17 protein-coding genes are annotated in these 16,733 nt (G+C 45.4%); 4 read left to right on the plus strand and 13 right to left on the minus strand.

Going from position 1 to position 16,733, the window contains the following annotated elements; genetic code table 11:
- Positions 1-61 precede the first annotated feature (61 nt).
- The 3 genes from ACWYU8_RS03090 to ACWYU8_RS03100 all read left to right on the plus strand — a co-directional run bounded on the left by ACWYU8_RS03090 (position 62) and on the right by ACWYU8_RS03100 (position 2,572).
- Entirely contained in the window at positions 62-1,777 is a 1,716-nt protein-coding gene (locus ACWYU8_RS03090) for a proline--tRNA ligase (RefSeq protein WP_457517041.1), read from the plus strand.
- 397 nt (positions 1,778-2,174) lie between these two features.
- Positions 2,175-2,381, plus strand: a complete 207-nt coding sequence (locus ACWYU8_RS03095) for a YaeP family protein (RefSeq protein ID WP_457517042.1) — start codon at positions 2,175-2,177, stop codon at positions 2,379-2,381.
- On the plus strand, positions 2,381-2,572 hold the full coding sequence (locus ACWYU8_RS03100) for a DUF4250 domain-containing protein (RefSeq protein ID WP_176291752.1): 192 nt from the start codon (positions 2,381-2,383) through the stop codon (positions 2,570-2,572). Before ACWYU8_RS03095 ends, ACWYU8_RS03100 begins: the two co-directional genes overlap by 1 nt.
- 81 nt (positions 2,573-2,653) lie before the next feature.
- Here the strand turns inward: ACWYU8_RS03100 and ACWYU8_RS03105 are convergent, their stop codons facing one another.
- The 3 genes from ACWYU8_RS03105 to ACWYU8_RS03115 form a co-directional block, all read right to left on the minus strand.
- Entirely contained in the window at positions 2,654-4,018 is a 1,365-nt protein-coding gene (locus ACWYU8_RS03105) for a sodium-dependent transporter (RefSeq protein ID WP_457517044.1), read from the minus strand.
- Between the two features lie 241 nt (positions 4,019-4,259).
- Entirely contained in the window at positions 4,260-5,003 is a 744-nt protein-coding gene (locus ACWYU8_RS03110) for a YggN family protein (protein ID WP_457517045.1), read from the minus strand.
- Between the two features lie 61 nt (positions 5,004-5,064).
- The gene (locus ACWYU8_RS03115) at positions 5,065-5,544 is read right to left on the minus strand and encodes a transcription elongation factor (RefSeq protein WP_457517047.1); all 480 of its coding nucleotides are present in this window, start codon (positions 5,542-5,544) and stop codon (positions 5,065-5,067) included.
- 76 nt (positions 5,545-5,620) lie between these two features.
- Between ACWYU8_RS03115 and ACWYU8_RS03120 the strand changes: the two genes are divergently transcribed.
- The gene (locus ACWYU8_RS03120) at positions 5,621-7,546 is read left to right on the plus strand and encodes a RecQ family ATP-dependent DNA helicase (protein WP_457517048.1); all 1,926 of its coding nucleotides are present in this window, start codon (positions 5,621-5,623) and stop codon (positions 7,544-7,546) included.
- 44 nt (positions 7,547-7,590) lie between these two features.
- Here ACWYU8_RS03120 and dinB read toward each other — a convergent pair whose 3' ends face one another.
- From dinB to ACWYU8_RS03170, 10 genes are all read right to left on the minus strand, one after another.
- Positions 7,591-8,655 carry a DNA polymerase IV gene (dinB, locus tag ACWYU8_RS03125; RefSeq protein ID WP_457517050.1) on the minus strand — a complete coding sequence of 355 codons (1,065 nt, stop codon included), beginning with the start codon at positions 8,653-8,655 and terminating at the stop codon, positions 7,591-7,593.
- Between the two features lie 119 nt (positions 8,656-8,774).
- A complete protein-coding gene (locus ACWYU8_RS03130; protein WP_457517052.1) occupies positions 8,775-9,008 on the minus strand; it encodes a DUF2789 domain-containing protein in 234 nt (77 codons plus the stop codon).
- Positions 9,009-9,122: 114 nt separating this feature from the next.
- Positions 9,123-9,356: a (Na+)-NQR maturation NqrM gene (nqrM, locus tag ACWYU8_RS03135; RefSeq protein WP_005436655.1), complete on the minus strand. Its 234-nt coding sequence runs from the start codon at positions 9,354-9,356 to the stop codon at positions 9,123-9,125.
- A 21-nt stretch (positions 9,357-9,377) separates the two neighbouring features.
- Entirely contained in the window at positions 9,378-10,382 is a 1,005-nt protein-coding gene (locus ACWYU8_RS03140) for an FAD:protein FMN transferase (protein ID WP_457517061.1), read from the minus strand.
- Positions 10,383-10,665: 283 nt separating this feature from the next.
- The gene (gene nqrF, locus ACWYU8_RS03145) at positions 10,666-11,889 is read right to left on the minus strand and encodes an NADH:ubiquinone reductase (Na(+)-transporting) subunit F (protein WP_457517063.1); all 1,224 of its coding nucleotides are present in this window, start codon (positions 11,887-11,889) and stop codon (positions 10,666-10,668) included.
- Between the two features lie 33 nt (positions 11,890-11,922).
- Positions 11,923-12,519, minus strand: a complete 597-nt coding sequence (gene nqrE, locus ACWYU8_RS03150; protein ID WP_457517065.1) for an NADH:ubiquinone reductase (Na(+)-transporting) subunit E — start codon at positions 12,517-12,519, stop codon at positions 11,923-11,925.
- A 7-nt stretch (positions 12,520-12,526) separates the two neighbouring features.
- Positions 12,527-13,159 carry an NADH:ubiquinone reductase (Na(+)-transporting) subunit D gene (locus ACWYU8_RS03155; protein ID WP_457517067.1) on the minus strand — a complete coding sequence of 211 codons (633 nt, stop codon included), beginning with the start codon at positions 13,157-13,159 and terminating at the stop codon, positions 12,527-12,529.
- Positions 13,159-13,929, minus strand: coding sequence for a Na(+)-translocating NADH-quinone reductase subunit C (locus ACWYU8_RS03160; protein ID WP_457517068.1), 771 nt, complete (start codon positions 13,927-13,929; stop codon positions 13,159-13,161). Before ACWYU8_RS03160 ends, ACWYU8_RS03155 begins: the two co-directional genes overlap by 1 nt.
- The gene (locus ACWYU8_RS03165; RefSeq protein WP_457517071.1) at positions 13,919-15,163 is read right to left on the minus strand and encodes an NADH:ubiquinone reductase (Na(+)-transporting) subunit B; all 1,245 of its coding nucleotides are present in this window, start codon (positions 15,161-15,163) and stop codon (positions 13,919-13,921) included. Before ACWYU8_RS03165 ends, ACWYU8_RS03160 begins: the two co-directional genes overlap by 11 nt.
- Positions 15,164-15,168: 5 nt before the next feature.
- Positions 15,169-16,509 (minus strand): Na(+)-translocating NADH-quinone reductase subunit A, encoded by a 1,341-nt coding sequence (locus ACWYU8_RS03170; RefSeq protein ID WP_457517073.1) that lies wholly within the window; start codon positions 16,507-16,509, stop codon positions 15,169-15,171.
- Between the last annotated feature and the right edge of the window lie 224 nt (positions 16,510-16,733).

The following is a 16,733-nucleotide window of genomic DNA, read 5'->3' on the forward strand; positions in this document are numbered from 1 at the left end:
GACTTCCATACTTCCGCCAGCTTTGGCGAGAGTGATTAACTTAAATAAACGGATAAATTTAATGCGTACCAGTAACTATCTTCTTTCTACTCTGAAGGAGACTCCAAACGACGCAGAAGTAGTGAGCCACCAGCTCATGCTACGTGCAGGTATGATCCGTAAGCTGGCTTCAGGTCTATACACCTGGCTACCTACTGGTCTACGTGTGCTGCGTAAAGTCGAAAACATCGTTCGTCAAGAAATCGACAATGCAGGTGCAATCGAAACTTTGATGCCCGTTGTTCAGCCGTTTGAACTTTGGGAAGAGACAGGCCGCAGTGAAAAAATGGGTCCTGAACTGCTTCGCTTTACTGACCGTCATGAACGTCCGTTTGTTCTTAGCCCAACGGCTGAAGAAGTGATCACTAGTTTGGTACGTAATGAAGTAAGCTCTTACAAACAGCTTCCACTGAACTTGTACCAAATTCAGACTAAATTCCGTGACGAACGTCGCCCTCGTTTTGGCGTAATGCGTGCACGTGAATTCTCAATGATGGATTCATACAGCTTTGACATCGACAAAGAAGGTCTGCAGAAGTCCTACGATGCAATGCACGATGCTTACTGTAAAGCATTCGACCGCATGGGTCTGGATTACCGTCCAGTACTTGCTGATAGTGGTGCTATCGGCGGTAGCGGCTCTCAAGAGTTCCACGTACTGGCAGAAAGTGGCGAAGACCTTATCGCTTTCTCTACTGAATCTGATTACGCTGCGAACCTTGAAAAAGCAGAAGCATTAGCTCTTGCAGAGGCAGCTCCAGAGCCAACGCAAGAAATGACGCTAGTGGACACACCGGACGCGAAAACTATTGCACAACTAGTAGAGCAACACGGTCTGCATATCGAAAAAACCATCAAGACACTGTTTTTCAAAGCCTCTGATGAAGTTGAAGCACCAATCGTTGCTCTTCTCGTCCGTGGTGATCACGAACTCAACGAAGTGAAAGCAGAAAATCTCCCTCAAGTAGCTGCCCCTCTGGAAATGGCAACAGAAGAAGAGATTCGTGCGCTTGTAGGTGCAGGCCCTGGCTCACTTGGCCCAGTTGGTCTTAAACTGCCAGTTATCGTTGACCGCAGCGTAGCAGTGATGAGTGACTTCGGCGCGGGTGCTAACATCGATGGCAAGCACTACTTCGGTATTAACTGGGGTCGTGACGTTGAACTTGGTCAAGTAGAAGATCTACGTAACGTGGTTGAAGGCGATCCAAGCCCATGTGGTAAAGGTACGCTCCAACTTAAACGTGGTATCGAAGTCGGCCATATCTTCCAGCTAGGTAAAAACTACTCTGAGAAGATGAACTGTGGCGTACTTGGTCCAGATGGTAAGAACGTCATTCTGGAAATGGGTTGTTACGGCATTGGTGTTTCTCGTGTTGTTGCTGCGGCTATTGAACAGAACCACGATGAGTACGGTATCATCTGGCCAGACGCGCTTGCGCCATTCCAGGTTGCTATCGTGCCGATGAACATGCACAAGTCAGAAGAAGTGAAAGAAGCGGCTGAGAAGCTGTACGCTGAACTGACCGCAATGGGCATTGAAGTTCTGTTTGATGATCGTAAAGAGCGTCCAGGCGTGATGTTCTCTGATATGGAATTGCTAGGCGTACCGCACACAATCATTATCGGCGATCGTTCAATGAAAGAAGGCAACTTCGAGTACAAAAACCGTCGTTCTGGTGAGAAAACAGCTGTACCAATGGCTGATATCGTTGAGCACGTTAAAGCTCAACTTAAATAAGCTCGATACTCGTCTGTTACTTGAAAGGGTTGACTTCGATCAGCCCTTTTTTATACCTATTTAATACCACTCACGTAACAGAAAGCGACATGTTCAAACCACTCGTCATTCTGGACAGCGAGGAACGAGCGTGATTCAGAATCTACTTTCCAAGTTCTATGCTGCTAAGGAAAACTCCAAAACTTCTCAGCTCGCTGATATTAGATTCCTGATGTCGCCAAGGCTCCTCGGAATGACATTAGTAAGTAAAATTAAGTCACGTACAACCTATCACTTCTGATGTGATTAAACCATGCTCAATGCGAACCACAAATTGAGCCTGAACAAGTCTCGGCTTTGAGTTTCAAATCGGCTATGTGTATATTTGACAGCAGTTATCACTTTTAAGGATTATACGATGCAAGTATACGGCTGTTGTGAATTAGTCCGTGAGCTTTATGCTCAAATCGGCAGTGGCGATCAAGCCTATGTGCCTCAGGCAATTTCTTGTGCAGTAAGAGCTCTGAATGATGTCGCTGCAAACGAGTCCCTACCAAATGAAACGCGTGAAGCTGCAGCATTTGCAGCGGCAAACTTACTGATTTCTGATTTTGAGGATAAGTAATGAATCTGGCGAACTTTGAGTCAATGGATCCTGTGATGCTGATGAGTATCGTAAATATGAAGCTGCGCGACGACTTTGGCGGTGATCTGGACAAGCTAGTGGCTTTCTTTGATATTGACCGCTCAGCGCTGGAAGCAAAGCTGGCAACTGCGGGTTTTGATTTCCTTCCGGAAGCAGGTCAGTTCCGTTAGTACGCTAACTAACCGCAAGAATACAAAAAAGGCTTGATGAATAATCATCAAGCCTTTTTCTTTTATCTCTGAATCAGTCGATTATCCGAATGAAGCCCAGATAACGGTGGCCACAAGTACCGGACAAACAAACTTCACATAAGCTGGCCATAATTTACCAAACCACCCTTGAGTGAACTCAGGGAAGCCCTGTTCAAGCTCTTTAATTTTCGAGTTGCGGTTCCATACCCAGCCGCCGAACAAACAGAACAGCAGTGCTGCCGTCGGTTGTAGGTACTGTGTAGCAACCGTCGCCACCAGACCAAACATCGCACCGAAGTTATAGACAATCACCACACTAAACAGGGCAATTAAACCGCCCAGAACCCAGCTGGTTCCGCTGCGTTTGGTATTAAAGCGCTCACTCACCAGTGCGACCGGGCACTCAAGCATCGATATAGAAGATGTCAGTGCAGCAATCGTCAGCAGTAAGAAAAAGACGATTGAGAACAATTGACCAAGCAATCCCAAGCTATCAAACATCAGTGGCAAAACGGTAAAGACCAAGGTATCTGAGCTGAGAAGAGAACCATCATCCGCGTAAATCTGGACGCCTTTTTGCATGGCAACGAACATCGCTGGCATTACTACCAGCCCTGCAATAAACGCAACTGCTGTATCCACTAAAGTTACGTTCATCGCCATCTTAGGCAGGTTCTCTGTCTTACTTAAATAAGAGCCGTAGATCAGCATCGAACAGCCACCAATAGTCAACGAGAAGAAGCCCTGCCCCATTGCAGCCAAGATCAGTTTTCTGTCCCAAATTTTTTCAAAATCCGGTACCAGATAATGCTTAAGACCTTCCATCGCACCGTTTTGCGTCATGATATAAACAAACAACAAACCAAACAGCACAAACAGCGCAGGCATCAAGCGCGTTGACCACTTTTCGATACCATCTTTAACGCCGCCCTGTACGATCAAAACAGTGAGAACATAAAATGTAATCGTACCAAATAGATTGCGCTCAACGCTGAAACCTTTAAACCAGGCCGTCATTTCTTCCAGACCCATGATGTCGGTAACCGCGCCCAGCAAAAAGCAGATCAACCAACCACCAACGATCGAATAAAAAGCTAATACTGCACTTGGCACACTCAGGCCAATCCAGCCTACCATGCCGCCAAGTTTTTTACCGACAGGGTTATGGGTTAGCGCTCGCATGCTGTCGACCGGGTTTGCCTGACCATGACGACCAATCGCCATTTCAACCACCAGCATTGGAAAAGCGACGATAAGAATCAGTACTAAATAAACCAACAAGAAGGCACCACCACCATTACTTGCTGCTTGCGTTGGGAAGCCCCAAATGTTTCCCAGACCCACTGCAGCGCCTGCTGCCGCTAAAATGAATCCGAGACGAGAGCCAAAATGCTCACGAGGCTGAGAAGAAGTTTGTTGTGTCATACCACTCACACAAAATATCAATGAACTAGCTAGCTAGTACATTATAGAAATATCAACTAATCAGCAAGAGTAAGCAGGTTAAATGTTCGACAACTGAAACAATTTACAGATATTCGGTTTGTAAATTTATACGTACATCTCAAGTTTTGTCGTCTCCATACCGAATTATTTTTCGTTCCAATACCGATTTATAACAAGAGAGCACACATTGGCGCTCTCTTTGTTTAATCTTATTCAGAAGTTAAATCGTAAAAACCCGATAGTCTTTCAGCTCTGGGATTTTCTTCAGTACGTTATCTTCTTGATCTGCCATTTCATCCAGAGAGTCACATAGCTCTGAAGATTTCTGCTCTAACTCTTTTGAATGTTCAGCAATTCGCTGCTCAACTTTGACGCTCAGCTCCATCATACTTTCAGACAGCGCAGTAAGATTTAAACCATCTTCTTCTGCCATCTTGTTAGATAATGCTTCGAACGCGCTGGCTAGAAATTCTTTATTGAAGATTTCCTGTGCTTTAGCGAAGTCATCTGTCCAGCTTTGTGTCATAGATTCAAAGCTTTCTGCCGGCAGAATAAAGTCTCCATCTTTGTAGTAACGAGATTCTACATCAGCAAAAAACGCTTTAACTGAAGCTTTCACATTATCAAAAGTACCGGGCGCATCCAGGCTCGCTGCGACATCATCTAGAATGGCATTCGCCAGTTCCAAACCTTCACTCGCCAGTTGCTTAGCCTGAGGAATGTATGCATTCATGTTCTCGCGATAACCACCAATCGCCGCTTTTTGGTCTGCATCAAGCTCGACTTTTTCACCTTTAATAAACAGATTGTTGTCTTCGTCAACTACCGCTTTTTCACCAGTCGATTGGCGAATTTCCAAACTCTGTCCATCCATTCGAACTTCATTATTGATGTCCACACGACATTGTGCCGAATAGCCAGAAGCACTAACTAGCAGCAGGGAGAATGTAAGAAGTTTCTTCATGTCTTTCTCTTTTATCCAACATTACTACCGTTAAACATAACACTGAGTTATAGATTTGATGTCAGAAAACCGTCACCACATCATAACCAATTATTTTATCGCTAATTTTAACACAAACCTCTTCCCCTTCTTCTTTGCCGACTAACGCGTGACCGAGTGGAGATTTGGCGGTTAAGACAAAGACTTCTTTGCCTTGCCAGTTGACTGTCAAGCCACCAGAGCATGGGCCAATGAAAAAACATTTCTCATGAGCGTTATCATCTTCAAGTACAACGTATGCTCCGACATTAATTGGCGCATCAGTGAAATCTCGAAGAATTAACGCACGATATTTCCTCAGTTCTTCCTCACTTTCCTGAACTCGCATGGCTTGTCCGTGAGCAAGGTAGGACGCCTCCAACGCCAGAGTATCGTATTTGTGTTCTGGTACGGTTTCTTCATCAGTTGCTGCATTGATAGCGCGCTGTGTTGAGGCGTGAGCTATCTGAAGCTTCTCTTCCAGTTGTTGAATGATTTTTTGGACTAAGTCTGCTTTGTTCATACTTTTAAGACGCGCGTTACATACTGAGGATATGTTAAGGTGCTTTATTCTATCATCAAAGAAAGGTTTCCCTATTATGCAAAGTAGCCCGTTACAGCAAACACTTCAGTCTGTGTTTGGCTTTGACTCATTACGCCCAGGGCAGCAACCTGTCATTGAAGCAGTGATGAAAGGATACTCTGCAGCGGCAATCTTTCCTACAGGTTCCGGAAAATCGCTTTGCTATCAACTCCCGGCGACCCAGTTACCTAATCTTACTTTGGTGATTTCTCCGCTGCTTGCATTAATGAAGGACCAGCTTAGTTTTTTAAAAACTAAAGGCATTACAGCAGCTTCGATAGACAGTAGCCAAAGTCGAGAAGAAGCACAGCAAGTCATGGCTGGTGTGAAAAATGGTCATATCAAAATTCTCATGATCTCAGTAGAACGGCTCAAGAACGAACGGTTTCGCGAGTTTATCCGTCAGATCCCCATTTCCGTAATGGTGGTAGACGAAGCACACTGTATTTCCGAATGGGGACATAACTTTCGTCCCGATTACCTAAAGCTACCGCAATATCAGAGTGAGTTGAATATTCCTCAAACGCTGTTGCTTACCGCTACGGCAACACCTGCTGTTATTAACGACATGCAGAAGAAATTCAATATCGCCAGTGAGAATATTACCGTCACTGGTTTCTACCGATCCAATCTGGATATCTCAGTAGTTCCATGCCAGGAGTCAGAGAAACAGACCCAGCTTAATACCATCGTTGCTGCTAAGCCTACTCTGCCAACGATTGTGTATGTGACTCAGCAGCAAACTGCGGAAATGGTGGCAAAATCGTTGATTCATATTGGCATCAATGCGCACGCTTACCATGCTGGTATGAAGAGTGACGTCCGCGAACAGATTCAGCAACAGTTTATGGATAGCCAAATCGACTGCATCGTAGCGACGATTGCATTTGGCATGGGAGTGGACAAATCGGATATTCGTCGCGTCATCCACTTCGATTTACCCAAATCAATAGAAAACTACGCACAGGAAATTGGTCGAGCAGGACGCGACGGACAACGCTCTGAATGTATTCTACTTGGGAATACGGCAGGCTTAACGGTGCTGGAGAACTTTGTCTATGGCGATACCCCAGAGTACGCTTCCATCCGTTATGTATTAGAGCAAGCCCGCGAACATTCACCACAATGGGAAGTCGTGCCATTACGTCTGTCTCGCGAAAGTAATATTCGTCAATTGCCTCTCAAAACATTGTTGGTTTATTTGGAGTTAGAGCAGGTAATCGAAGCGAAATACAGCTACTTTGCCGAATATCGTTTTAAGTTCCTCCAAGACCAGCAGTTCATCCTCAATCAGTTTCAAGGTGAACGACGTCAGTTTGTGGAAGCGATATTCACGTGCTCAACCAAAGCCAAAATATGGTGCCAAGTCGATTTAGATGCACTCTGGATGAGCTATCAATCCGAGCGAAACCGCGTGGTAGCGGCACTGGATTACTTCCATCAAAACGGATGGATAGAACTTGAAAGCAAACAGTTAACCGATGTCTACTCGGTTCTTCCGATTACAAAAAGCTCTGAATTAATAACGCAGCACTTGTCTGAATTGTTCCAGTCTAAAGAACACAAGGACATTGAGCGAATTCATACAATGCTGAACTTGTTCCAGTCTTCAGACTGCCTCAGCTATCAGCTGGCTCATTATTTCGCTGACGAAAATGCCCCAACGCAGTGTGGCCATTGTTCTGTTTGTCGTGGTCAGGTAGCGACTTTCCCTGCTCAAGCCAATGAACAGCCGGATCTTTCGAAGGTGAAATTTTGGATCAATGAATTTGTAAAACTGGCTCCAACGGCGGTAAGTAACGATGCCGTAGCGAGATTTTTATGTGGAATTAGCACACCGCTCATCAGTCAGATCAAAGCAGCAAAATTATCCGGTTACGGTGCTATGGTGAATGTTTCTTTCGATCAGGTCATGCAACAGGTCGAGAAAGCCCGCGCTTAAAAGAAGCCGTGCACAACAGAAGTCGTCCTTAAAAGAAACCGTGATCAAAAGAAACTAAGCTGGCGAGCTTGAACTTCAGGCTTGAGCATCACGCTCAAGCCTAACAAGCGGATTTCTCTACCCTGCTGACGTTTGAGAATATCTTTAAGCAGCACCTTGAAATCATCCAACTCAAGCTGTGGGTGAATATGCTCTATGGTCGTGAGCTGAAAGTCGGCAAACTTTATTTTTATGCCTTGCTTGACGATCGCCTTATCAGGGCTGGCGCGCTCCAAGCGTTTTTCCAGCTCCGGATACAGTTTGCTCTCTATCACCTGCCAGCATTCGTCGTAAGTGGAAATATTCTGGCTAAATGTTCGCTCGACACCAACAGACTTTCGCTCCCGCTCAACCACCACTTCTCTGTCATCAATTCCCTGGCTGCGTTTCCACAGTGAAGCACCTTGCCGCCCAAACTGACGCAGCAGTTCTCGGTAATCACTGTTTTTGATGTCCTCACAGAGATAGAAGCCCGCTTGATGCAGTTTTTCCAGACTCACTTTTCCCACTCCCGGGATCTTCTCAAGTGGTAATTTGTCGATGACTGCCTGAACTTTGTCAGGAGGAATGACAAACTGACCGTTGGGCTTGTTCATGTCTGACGCAACTTTGGCGAGAAACTTGATCGGAGCCACACCTGCTGACGCCGTCAAACCAAGCTCATTGGAAATATCCCGCCGAATGGCCTCTGCGATTAATGTTGCCGAGCCGTGACACGCTGTGGCGTCTGTGACATCTAAGTAAGCTTCGTCTAAGGAAAGAGGTTCGATGATGTGAGTGTAGCGCTCGAAAATAGCCCTAATTTGTTGAGATACCTGCTTATAGGCAGCCATCCTTCCGGGAACCACTAAAAGATTAGGGCATAACTGTAAGGCTCGAGCCGTAGACATAGCGCTACGCACGCCATATTTGCGGGCTTCATAATTACAGGTGCTGATGACACCACGCTGCTTCTCATGGCCACCAACAGCCAGTGCAATATCTCGGTAGCTAGGGTTATCTCTCATCTCTACGGCAGCATAAAAACAATCCATATCGACATGAATGATTTTTCTGATTCGCTCTGACATAACCAATATCACACTGTTTAAAAATACAGTATAGATAATATCTTGCCCGAAGAAAACGAGAGATTACTCGGTGTGATAGAAAGCGATCGTACAAACTTTCTAATTTCGCTGTTGCTAGGTTAATCCCGCAACATAACGTCTAGTTGATCCACTAATTCAGCCCAATCTGCATCTTGCTCAATTGCCTGCTTCAAAAATGCTGACTGTGAATTTGTCCAAAAGCTCGCTTCATAAATCGGTGCAGAGTCACGTTTATGTCGATGGTTATTCACGAAGTCTTTAATTTCCCTGGGTGAACTCCCCAAGCCAAGCTGCTCAAATAATTCCGTCATTCCATGTTGATGCATTTCCATATCTGCCTCCTAAACAGGATCACTTAACATGAGTATATACCCAGTTTAGCGCACGATAAAAATAACCCAGCGTAAAGCTGGGTTATTTAAATCTAATCATTGCTCGATAAGGAGTTAGGCAATGCGGTCTTTTTCCCAAGCGGCCAACTTTTCAGCGCGTGCGGCTTCACGTGCTTCACGCTTTTTACGAGCGTCACAAGGCTCTGGGCAGTTACATACCTTTTCGATACCTACTGCGCCAAGACCGCCACAACTACCTTTTACTACTTTCTTCTGAAAGATGTAGCCAACTGCCATCGCCGCAATTACCGCGACAAACACGGCAAATGTAATTAGAAATGTACTCATAAAACATGCTCACTTCTGCTGTTATTTGTTCATAAATGGCTTATAAGTTTCTGAAGCCAGTTCTTTAAAGCCATCATCCGTCTTCACAATCATGAAAACTGGAATGTTGTTTTCATTCGCGATAGCCATGCCTTTATCTTCGCCCAGCACCATAAGGCCAGTAGCAAGACCGTCAGCCGTCATCGACGATTTATCCAATACCGTCACAGACACAACCTTGTGATTAATTGGCTTGCCCGTTTGCGGATTTATAATGTGAGAGTATCTCACACCATCGCTCTCAAAGTAATTGCGATAGTCACCACTTGTTGCAATTGCCATGTCGCCCGGCTCAATAATCTCTTGAATTGAGCGCTCTTCAACCGTCGGCTTTTCGATGGCGATACGCCAAGGCACACCCTCACGGTTCACGCCTTTTAGACGCATTTCACCACCAACTTCTACCATGTAATTGCTAATGCCGGCAGATTGTAGATAGTCAGCAACCACATCAACTCCCCATCCCTTCGCGATGGTAGAAAGATCAACATACAAATGTGGAATATCCTTCGATAGCTTATTCCCATCAACGGTTAGATGATGGATTCCGGTATTCGCCTTGCGAGCCGATAACTCTTCATCTGAAGGAACAACATCTGGACGTGCTTCTGGCCCAAAGCCCCATAGGTTCACCAGTGGGCCAACGGTCACGTCAAGCGCACCTAATGTGAGGCCATTTAAACGAACCGCTTCTTTCACTACCGTTGCCGTTTGCGGAGAAACCTCAAAAGGCTCGCTAGACTGGTGCTGATTGAAACGACTTAGCTCGGAATCTTTACGATAAGTCGACATCTGGTCATTCACTTCCTCTAACAAACGGTCAATTTCCGTTTGGATCTCCTTCGGTGTAGGAATGCCATCTTGCTCAATGTATTTGACGTTGTACGAGGTACCCATCGTAGGGCCACTCAAATGAATTTGCTCTACAGGCTGTTCACAACCAGCCAAAACCAATAGAGAAGCGAATGCAACAAGCCACTTTTTCACTTGTTAACTCCCATTGTTGTTGAATTGATATGGAAAATAGGTCTGAGATATTCAAAACCACTTTCGATATCAACTAGTTAGCACGATTTTTCTGTTTAGAAAAAAGAATGGCTAGCTAAAGTTAGCCAGCCATTTTATACGTTTAATTTCTAGTAGTTGGAGTTGTAGCTAGGCCGCAAGTAAACCCAATCCTATGAGCATAGAGCTACTATGCAATTAGGACGGCCGGCGAACCGGTGGGTTTATGAAGCCAACAACGCTACAGCTTCAAATACGCAGAAATTTAGCCACCGAAGTCATCTAGAAGGATGTTTTCATCCTCAACACCTAGATCTTTCAGCATGCCGATAACAGCTGCGTTCATCATAGGTGGACCACACATGTAGTACTCACAGTCTTCTGGAGCTTCGTGATCACGTAGGTAGTTCTCGAAAAGAACGTTGTGGATGAAACCAGTGTAACCATCCCAGTTATCTTCTGGCATTGGATCTGATAGAGCACAGTGCCAGATGAAGTTGTCATTTTCTGCTTGTAGGCCGTCGAAATCTTCTACGTAGAACATTTCACGCTTAGAACGAGCACCGTACCAGAAAGACATCTTACGCTTAGAGTTCAGACGCTTAAGTTGGTCAAAGATGTGCGAACGCATTGGCGCCATACCAGCACCACCACCAATGAATACCATTTCAGCATCAGTATCTTTCGCGAAGAACTCACCAAATGGACCTGAAATCGTACACTTGTCGCCAGCTTTTAGAGACCAGATGTACGAAGACATGATACCAGGCGGTACATTAGGATTATTAGGCGGCGGCGTAGCGATACGCACGTTCAGCATAATAATGCCTTCTTCTTCAGGGTAGTTAGCCATAGAGTAAGCGCGGATTGTTTCTTCGTTTACTTTTGACTCGTAGCGGAACAGATTAAATTTGTCCCAGTCTTCGCGGTACTCATCTGGTACATCGAAGTCAGCGTATTTCACGTGGTGAGCAGGTGCTTCAATCTGGATGTAGCCACCAGCACGGAAAGGTACTGATTCGCCATCTGGAATTTGTAGCTTAAGCTCTTTGATGAATGTTGCTTTGTTATCGTTAGAGATAACCGTACATTCCCACTTCTTAACGCCAAAGATTTCTTCTGGAAGTTCGATGTCCATGTCGGTTTTCATCGCAACCTGACACGCCAGACGCTCACCTTCACGAGCTTCACCTTTAGTAATGTGGTCAAGCTCGGTAGGAAGGATATCACCACCACCAGATTTAATTTTTACGCGACACTGACCACAAGAGCCACCGCCACCACAGGCAGAAGAAACGAATACACCAGCACCCGCAAGAGCGCCAAGTAGTTTACCACCCGGTTGTGTAACGATCGCCAGATTAGGGTCGTCGTTCACAGAAATTGTAATGTCACCTGTTGGTACAAGCTTAGACTTAGCGAAAAGAATCACTAGTACTAGAGCCAGTACAATCAGAGTAAACATCACTACACCAAGAATAATGTCCATTGACTATTCCTTAATTGTTGCGGTTTACCCGACTTACAGTTGAACACCAGAGAAAGACATAAAGCCAAGCGCCATCAGACCAGCAGTGATAAAGGTAATACCTAGACCACGTAAACCAGGAGGCACGTCTGAATACTTCATTTTCTCACGGATACCTGCAAGAGCGACGATAGCCAGCATCCAGCCCACACCTGAACCGAAACCGTAAACGACTGACTCTGCAAAGTTGTAATCGCGCTGTACCATGAAAGATACACCACCGAAGATCGCACAGTTAACTGTGATCAGCGGTAGGAAGATACCTAGTGCGTTGTACAGAGGCGGGAAGAAACGGTCTAAGATCATTTCTAGAATCTGTACTAATGCTGCGATTACACCGATAAAGGTAATGAAGTTAAGGAAGCTTAAATCCACACCTTCAGCAAGCGCGTCTGGTTTAAGAACCAGGTTATAAACCAGGTTGTTTACAGGAACAGAGATGGTTAATACCACTGTTACCGCAATCCCCAGACCGAATGATGTCTTAACTTTCTTTGATACAGCCAGGAAGGTACACATACCTAAGAAGAAAGACAGAGCCATGTTCTCGATGAAGATCGAGCGAACCAGCAAACTAATATAATGTTCCATGACGACCTTACTCCTTAGCTTCTACTTGTTCAGGCTTGAAGGTACGAATCGCCCAAATCATAAATCCAATAAGGAAGAATGCTGAAGGAGCCAATAGCATCAGACCGTTTGGCTGGTACCAACCACCATCTTTCACTAGTGGTAGTACTTCCATACCAAATAGCTTACCTGAGCCAAATAGCTCACGGAAGAAGCCTACAGTGATAAGAACGAAACCGTAACCAAGACCGTTACCGATACCATCGATAAGAGATGGAACTGGCGCAGATTTCATTGCGAATGCTTCAGCACGACCCATTACGATACAGTTCGTGATGATAAGACCTACGAATACTGATAGCTGTTTAGAGATATCGTATAGGTAAGCTTTAAGCACCTGGTCTACCACGATTACTAGCGATGCGATGATAGCCATCTGAACGATGATACGTACGCTGTTAGGAATGTGGTTACGGATTAGAGATACCGAGAAGTTAGACAGAGCAGTTACAAACGTTACTGCCAGCGTCATAACAAACGCAGTCTCTAGCTTAGTTGTTACTGCAAGTGCAGAACATACACCAAGAACCTGTAGCGCGATTGGGTTGTTATCCAATACTGGCGCTAAGATGCTCTTTTTAATATTTTGTGCGCTAGACATTAGTTCAGACCTCCGTCACGAACTTTTGCTAGGAATGGACCAAAGCCCATGTCACCTAACCAGAAATCAAATGTGTGTTGAACACCGTTACTAGTTAATGTCGCACCTGACAGGCCGTCAACACCGTGCTCAGAACCTGCTGGCGCACCACCTTTCACTACCTTGATAGCTGGTTTGTGGTTTTCGTCAAACAGTTTCTTGCCTACGAATTGTGCACGCCAGTTCGGGTTCTCAACTTCACCACCAAGTCCAGGAGTTTCCCCCTGCTCGTAGTAAGTGATACCTGACACTGTGTTGCCATCAGTTTCAACGGCAACGAAAGCGTACATCATAGACCATAGACCGTTACCGTGAACCGGTATGATAACTTTAGACACTGCATCGCCATCTTTCACCAGGTATACAACACCTGTGTTAGCACGGCGAATGATCTTAGCCTTGTCATCATCAGCCGATAGCTTGATAGACTCAGCTGGATTTTTAGCAGCTTTACGCTGATCGAAAGTCGCAGCGTTGCCTTCTACAAAGTCACCCGTGTTAAAGTCAACCAGACGTGGTTCGATGTATTGTGCAAATAGCTCAGGTACTTTCTTACCTGTCGCATCAATGCCCGCAACTTCAACGATCTTAGATTGCTTATCTAGTACAGCGTTAGCTTTTTGCTTATCGCGTAGACCTACGGCTGCTGTTGATACGATGATTGAACAAACAAGGCTCAACCCGACAACAACACCCAGCGTCTTTTTAATGCTGTCGTTATTACTTGCCATAGCGTGCTTGTCTCCGCTTGATGTTCTTCTCAATAACTAAGTGGTCGAACAGAGGTGCAAACAGGTTCGCGAATAGAATCGCCAGCATCATACCTTCTGGGTACGCTGGGTTAACTACACGGATAAGAACACACATTACACCGATTAGAGCGCCGTACCACCATTTACCTTTGTTAGTAAATGAAGCAGATACAGGGTCTGTCGCCATAAAGAACATACCGAATGCAAAACCACCCAGAACCAGGTGCCAGTGCCATGGCATGTTAAACATTGGGTTAGTATCTGAACCGATAACGTTGAACAGCGTCGCTGTTGCAATCATACCGATCATTACACCCGCAATGATGCGCCATGAAGCGATTCGCATGTAAACGATCATCGCTGCACCAATCAACAGAGCAAGCGTCGATACTTCACCGATTGAGCCAGGGATGTTACCGATGAAAGCATCCATCCAAGTGATAGGAGCACCAGTTGCTGTATTAACCAGAGCACCGTTACCACCTTGAGCCCATTGGCTAAGAGCAGTTGCACCAGAAAAACCGTCCGCTGCAGTCCACACTACGTCACCCGAAATTTGCGCCGGGTAAGCAAAGAATAGGAATGCACGGCCAGCAAGTGCTGGGTTTAGGAAGTTACGACCTGTACCACCGAAGATCTCTTTCGCAACGACAACACCGAAGGTAATACCTAGTGCTGCTTGCCATAGAGGAAGTGTTGGTGGAACGATTAGTGCAAATAGGATAGAAGTTACAAAGAAACCTTCGTTAACTTCGTGCTTACGCACCATACAGAACAGAACTTCCCAGAAACCACCAACGATAAATACCGTTGCATAGATTGGTAGGAAGTAAGTCGCACCCAGAAGCATCTTACTGCCAACCCCTGCTTCAGCAGAGATAGTTCCGCCAAACATTTCGGTTAGCCAGTAATGCCAGTTGCCTGCTACTACTGCCGCTAGTTGGTCACCAGCATGCATGTGAGTCAGTGCTGTGATAGCTTGGCCACCCGCGTTGTACATACCCCAGAACATCGCTGGGAATACCGCGAACCAAACCATGATCATGATACGTTTTAAGTCGACGCTATCACGAACGTGTGAGCTTCTCTTTGTTACAAGACCTGGAGTATAAAACAGCGTTGCAGCTGCTTCATATAGGGCAAACCACTTCTCATGTTTACCACCAGGCTCAAAGTGATGCTCGATGTCTTCAATAAATTTTTTAAGAGACATGAAAATTACCCTTCCTTCTCGATCTTATCTAGGCACTCACGAAGCAGTTGACCGTACTCGTACTTACCAGGACAAACAAAGGTACACAATGCTACGTCTTCTTCGTCTAGCTCCAGGGCACCAAGTGCGATTGCACTATCAGTATCGCCTGCACATAGATCGCGAAGTAGCAAAGTAGGTTCCATATCTAGTGGCATTACGCGTTCGTAGTTGCCAATAGGAACCATTGAACGATCACTACCATTGGTCGTAGTTGTCATGTTGAACAACTGACCTTTGAATAGATGACCAAGGAATGAGCGAGTTACTGAGAACTTATTCTTACCAGGCACAGCCCAGCCGAACAGTTCTTTTTCATAACCTTCACGCAGAACAGAAACTTGTACGTGGTAGCGACCTAGGTAAGCGTGAGGACCAGTTGCATGAGTACCTGTTAGTACAGAACCAGAAATCACACGAACTTCACCTGGCATTAACTCGTTGTCAGCTACGTCATCTAGGCTAGCACCTAGCGTCGTACGTAGTAAACGAGGGTTATTTACTACTGGGCCAGCCAGAGAAATAACACGGTCAGAGTAAAGTTCACCAGTTAGGAACAACTTACCAAACGCAATCACGTCTTGGTAGTTGATGCTCCACGCCACATTTTCAGCATTTACTGGGTATAGGAAATGCATGTGGGTGCCAGCAAGACCTGCTGGGTGAGGGCCATCGAAGACGTGTTCTTCAATGTTAGACTGTGAAGAGCGTGGCAAGCTAGTGCCAGATTTACATACGTAAACCTTGCCTTCCGTCAGGGCTGAAAGAATGTCTAGACCAGCAACGAATGCTTGTTGTTGCTCGTTAATTATCAACTCAGGATTCGCTGCAAGAGGATTAGTATCCATCGCAGTTACGAAAATTGCCTTTGTTGATGACTCGATTGCTGGAACCTTGCTAAACGGACGAGTACGTAAAGCGGTCCATAAACCTGATTCAACCAGTTGAGTCTTGATCACTTCACGATCTAGACCTGAAAGTTGAGCGGCTTCGAACTTATCGAATGTCACCTGCTCTTCACCTGCCACTTCAATCACAACAGATTGAAGGACACGTTTAGCGCCACGGTTAATTTCGATCACTTTACCGGCTGCTGGAGCAGTGAACTTCACGCCTGGGTTCTTCTTATCTTCAAAAAGAACTTGCGCTTTTTTCACTTCATCGCCAACGCGGACATGCATGGTTGGACGCATGCCAACGTACTCTTCGCCAAGCAAGGCGACTTTTTTGATGGTCTTACCATCATTAATCACCTGGGATGGAGTTCCTGCGATAGGAAGATCCAAACCCTTCTTTATTGTAATCATACGCACTTGCACTACTTTTATCGGGAAAAAGATTCTTTTGATTGCGTAACTTTTAGACACGACATCAGTGTCCGGTTTTGGTTTTGTTTAAAACACCAAAATCGCAACATCCTCTTAAAAATCTCGTCACAGAAAATATGCGAGATTTCTCAGGTGCAATATTCTAGCATTTTTTAGGAACTTGATGCCATGACCAATCATCAGAATAGAGCGGTTATTTAGGT

The organism is Vibrio limimangrovi (assembly GCF_054064025.1).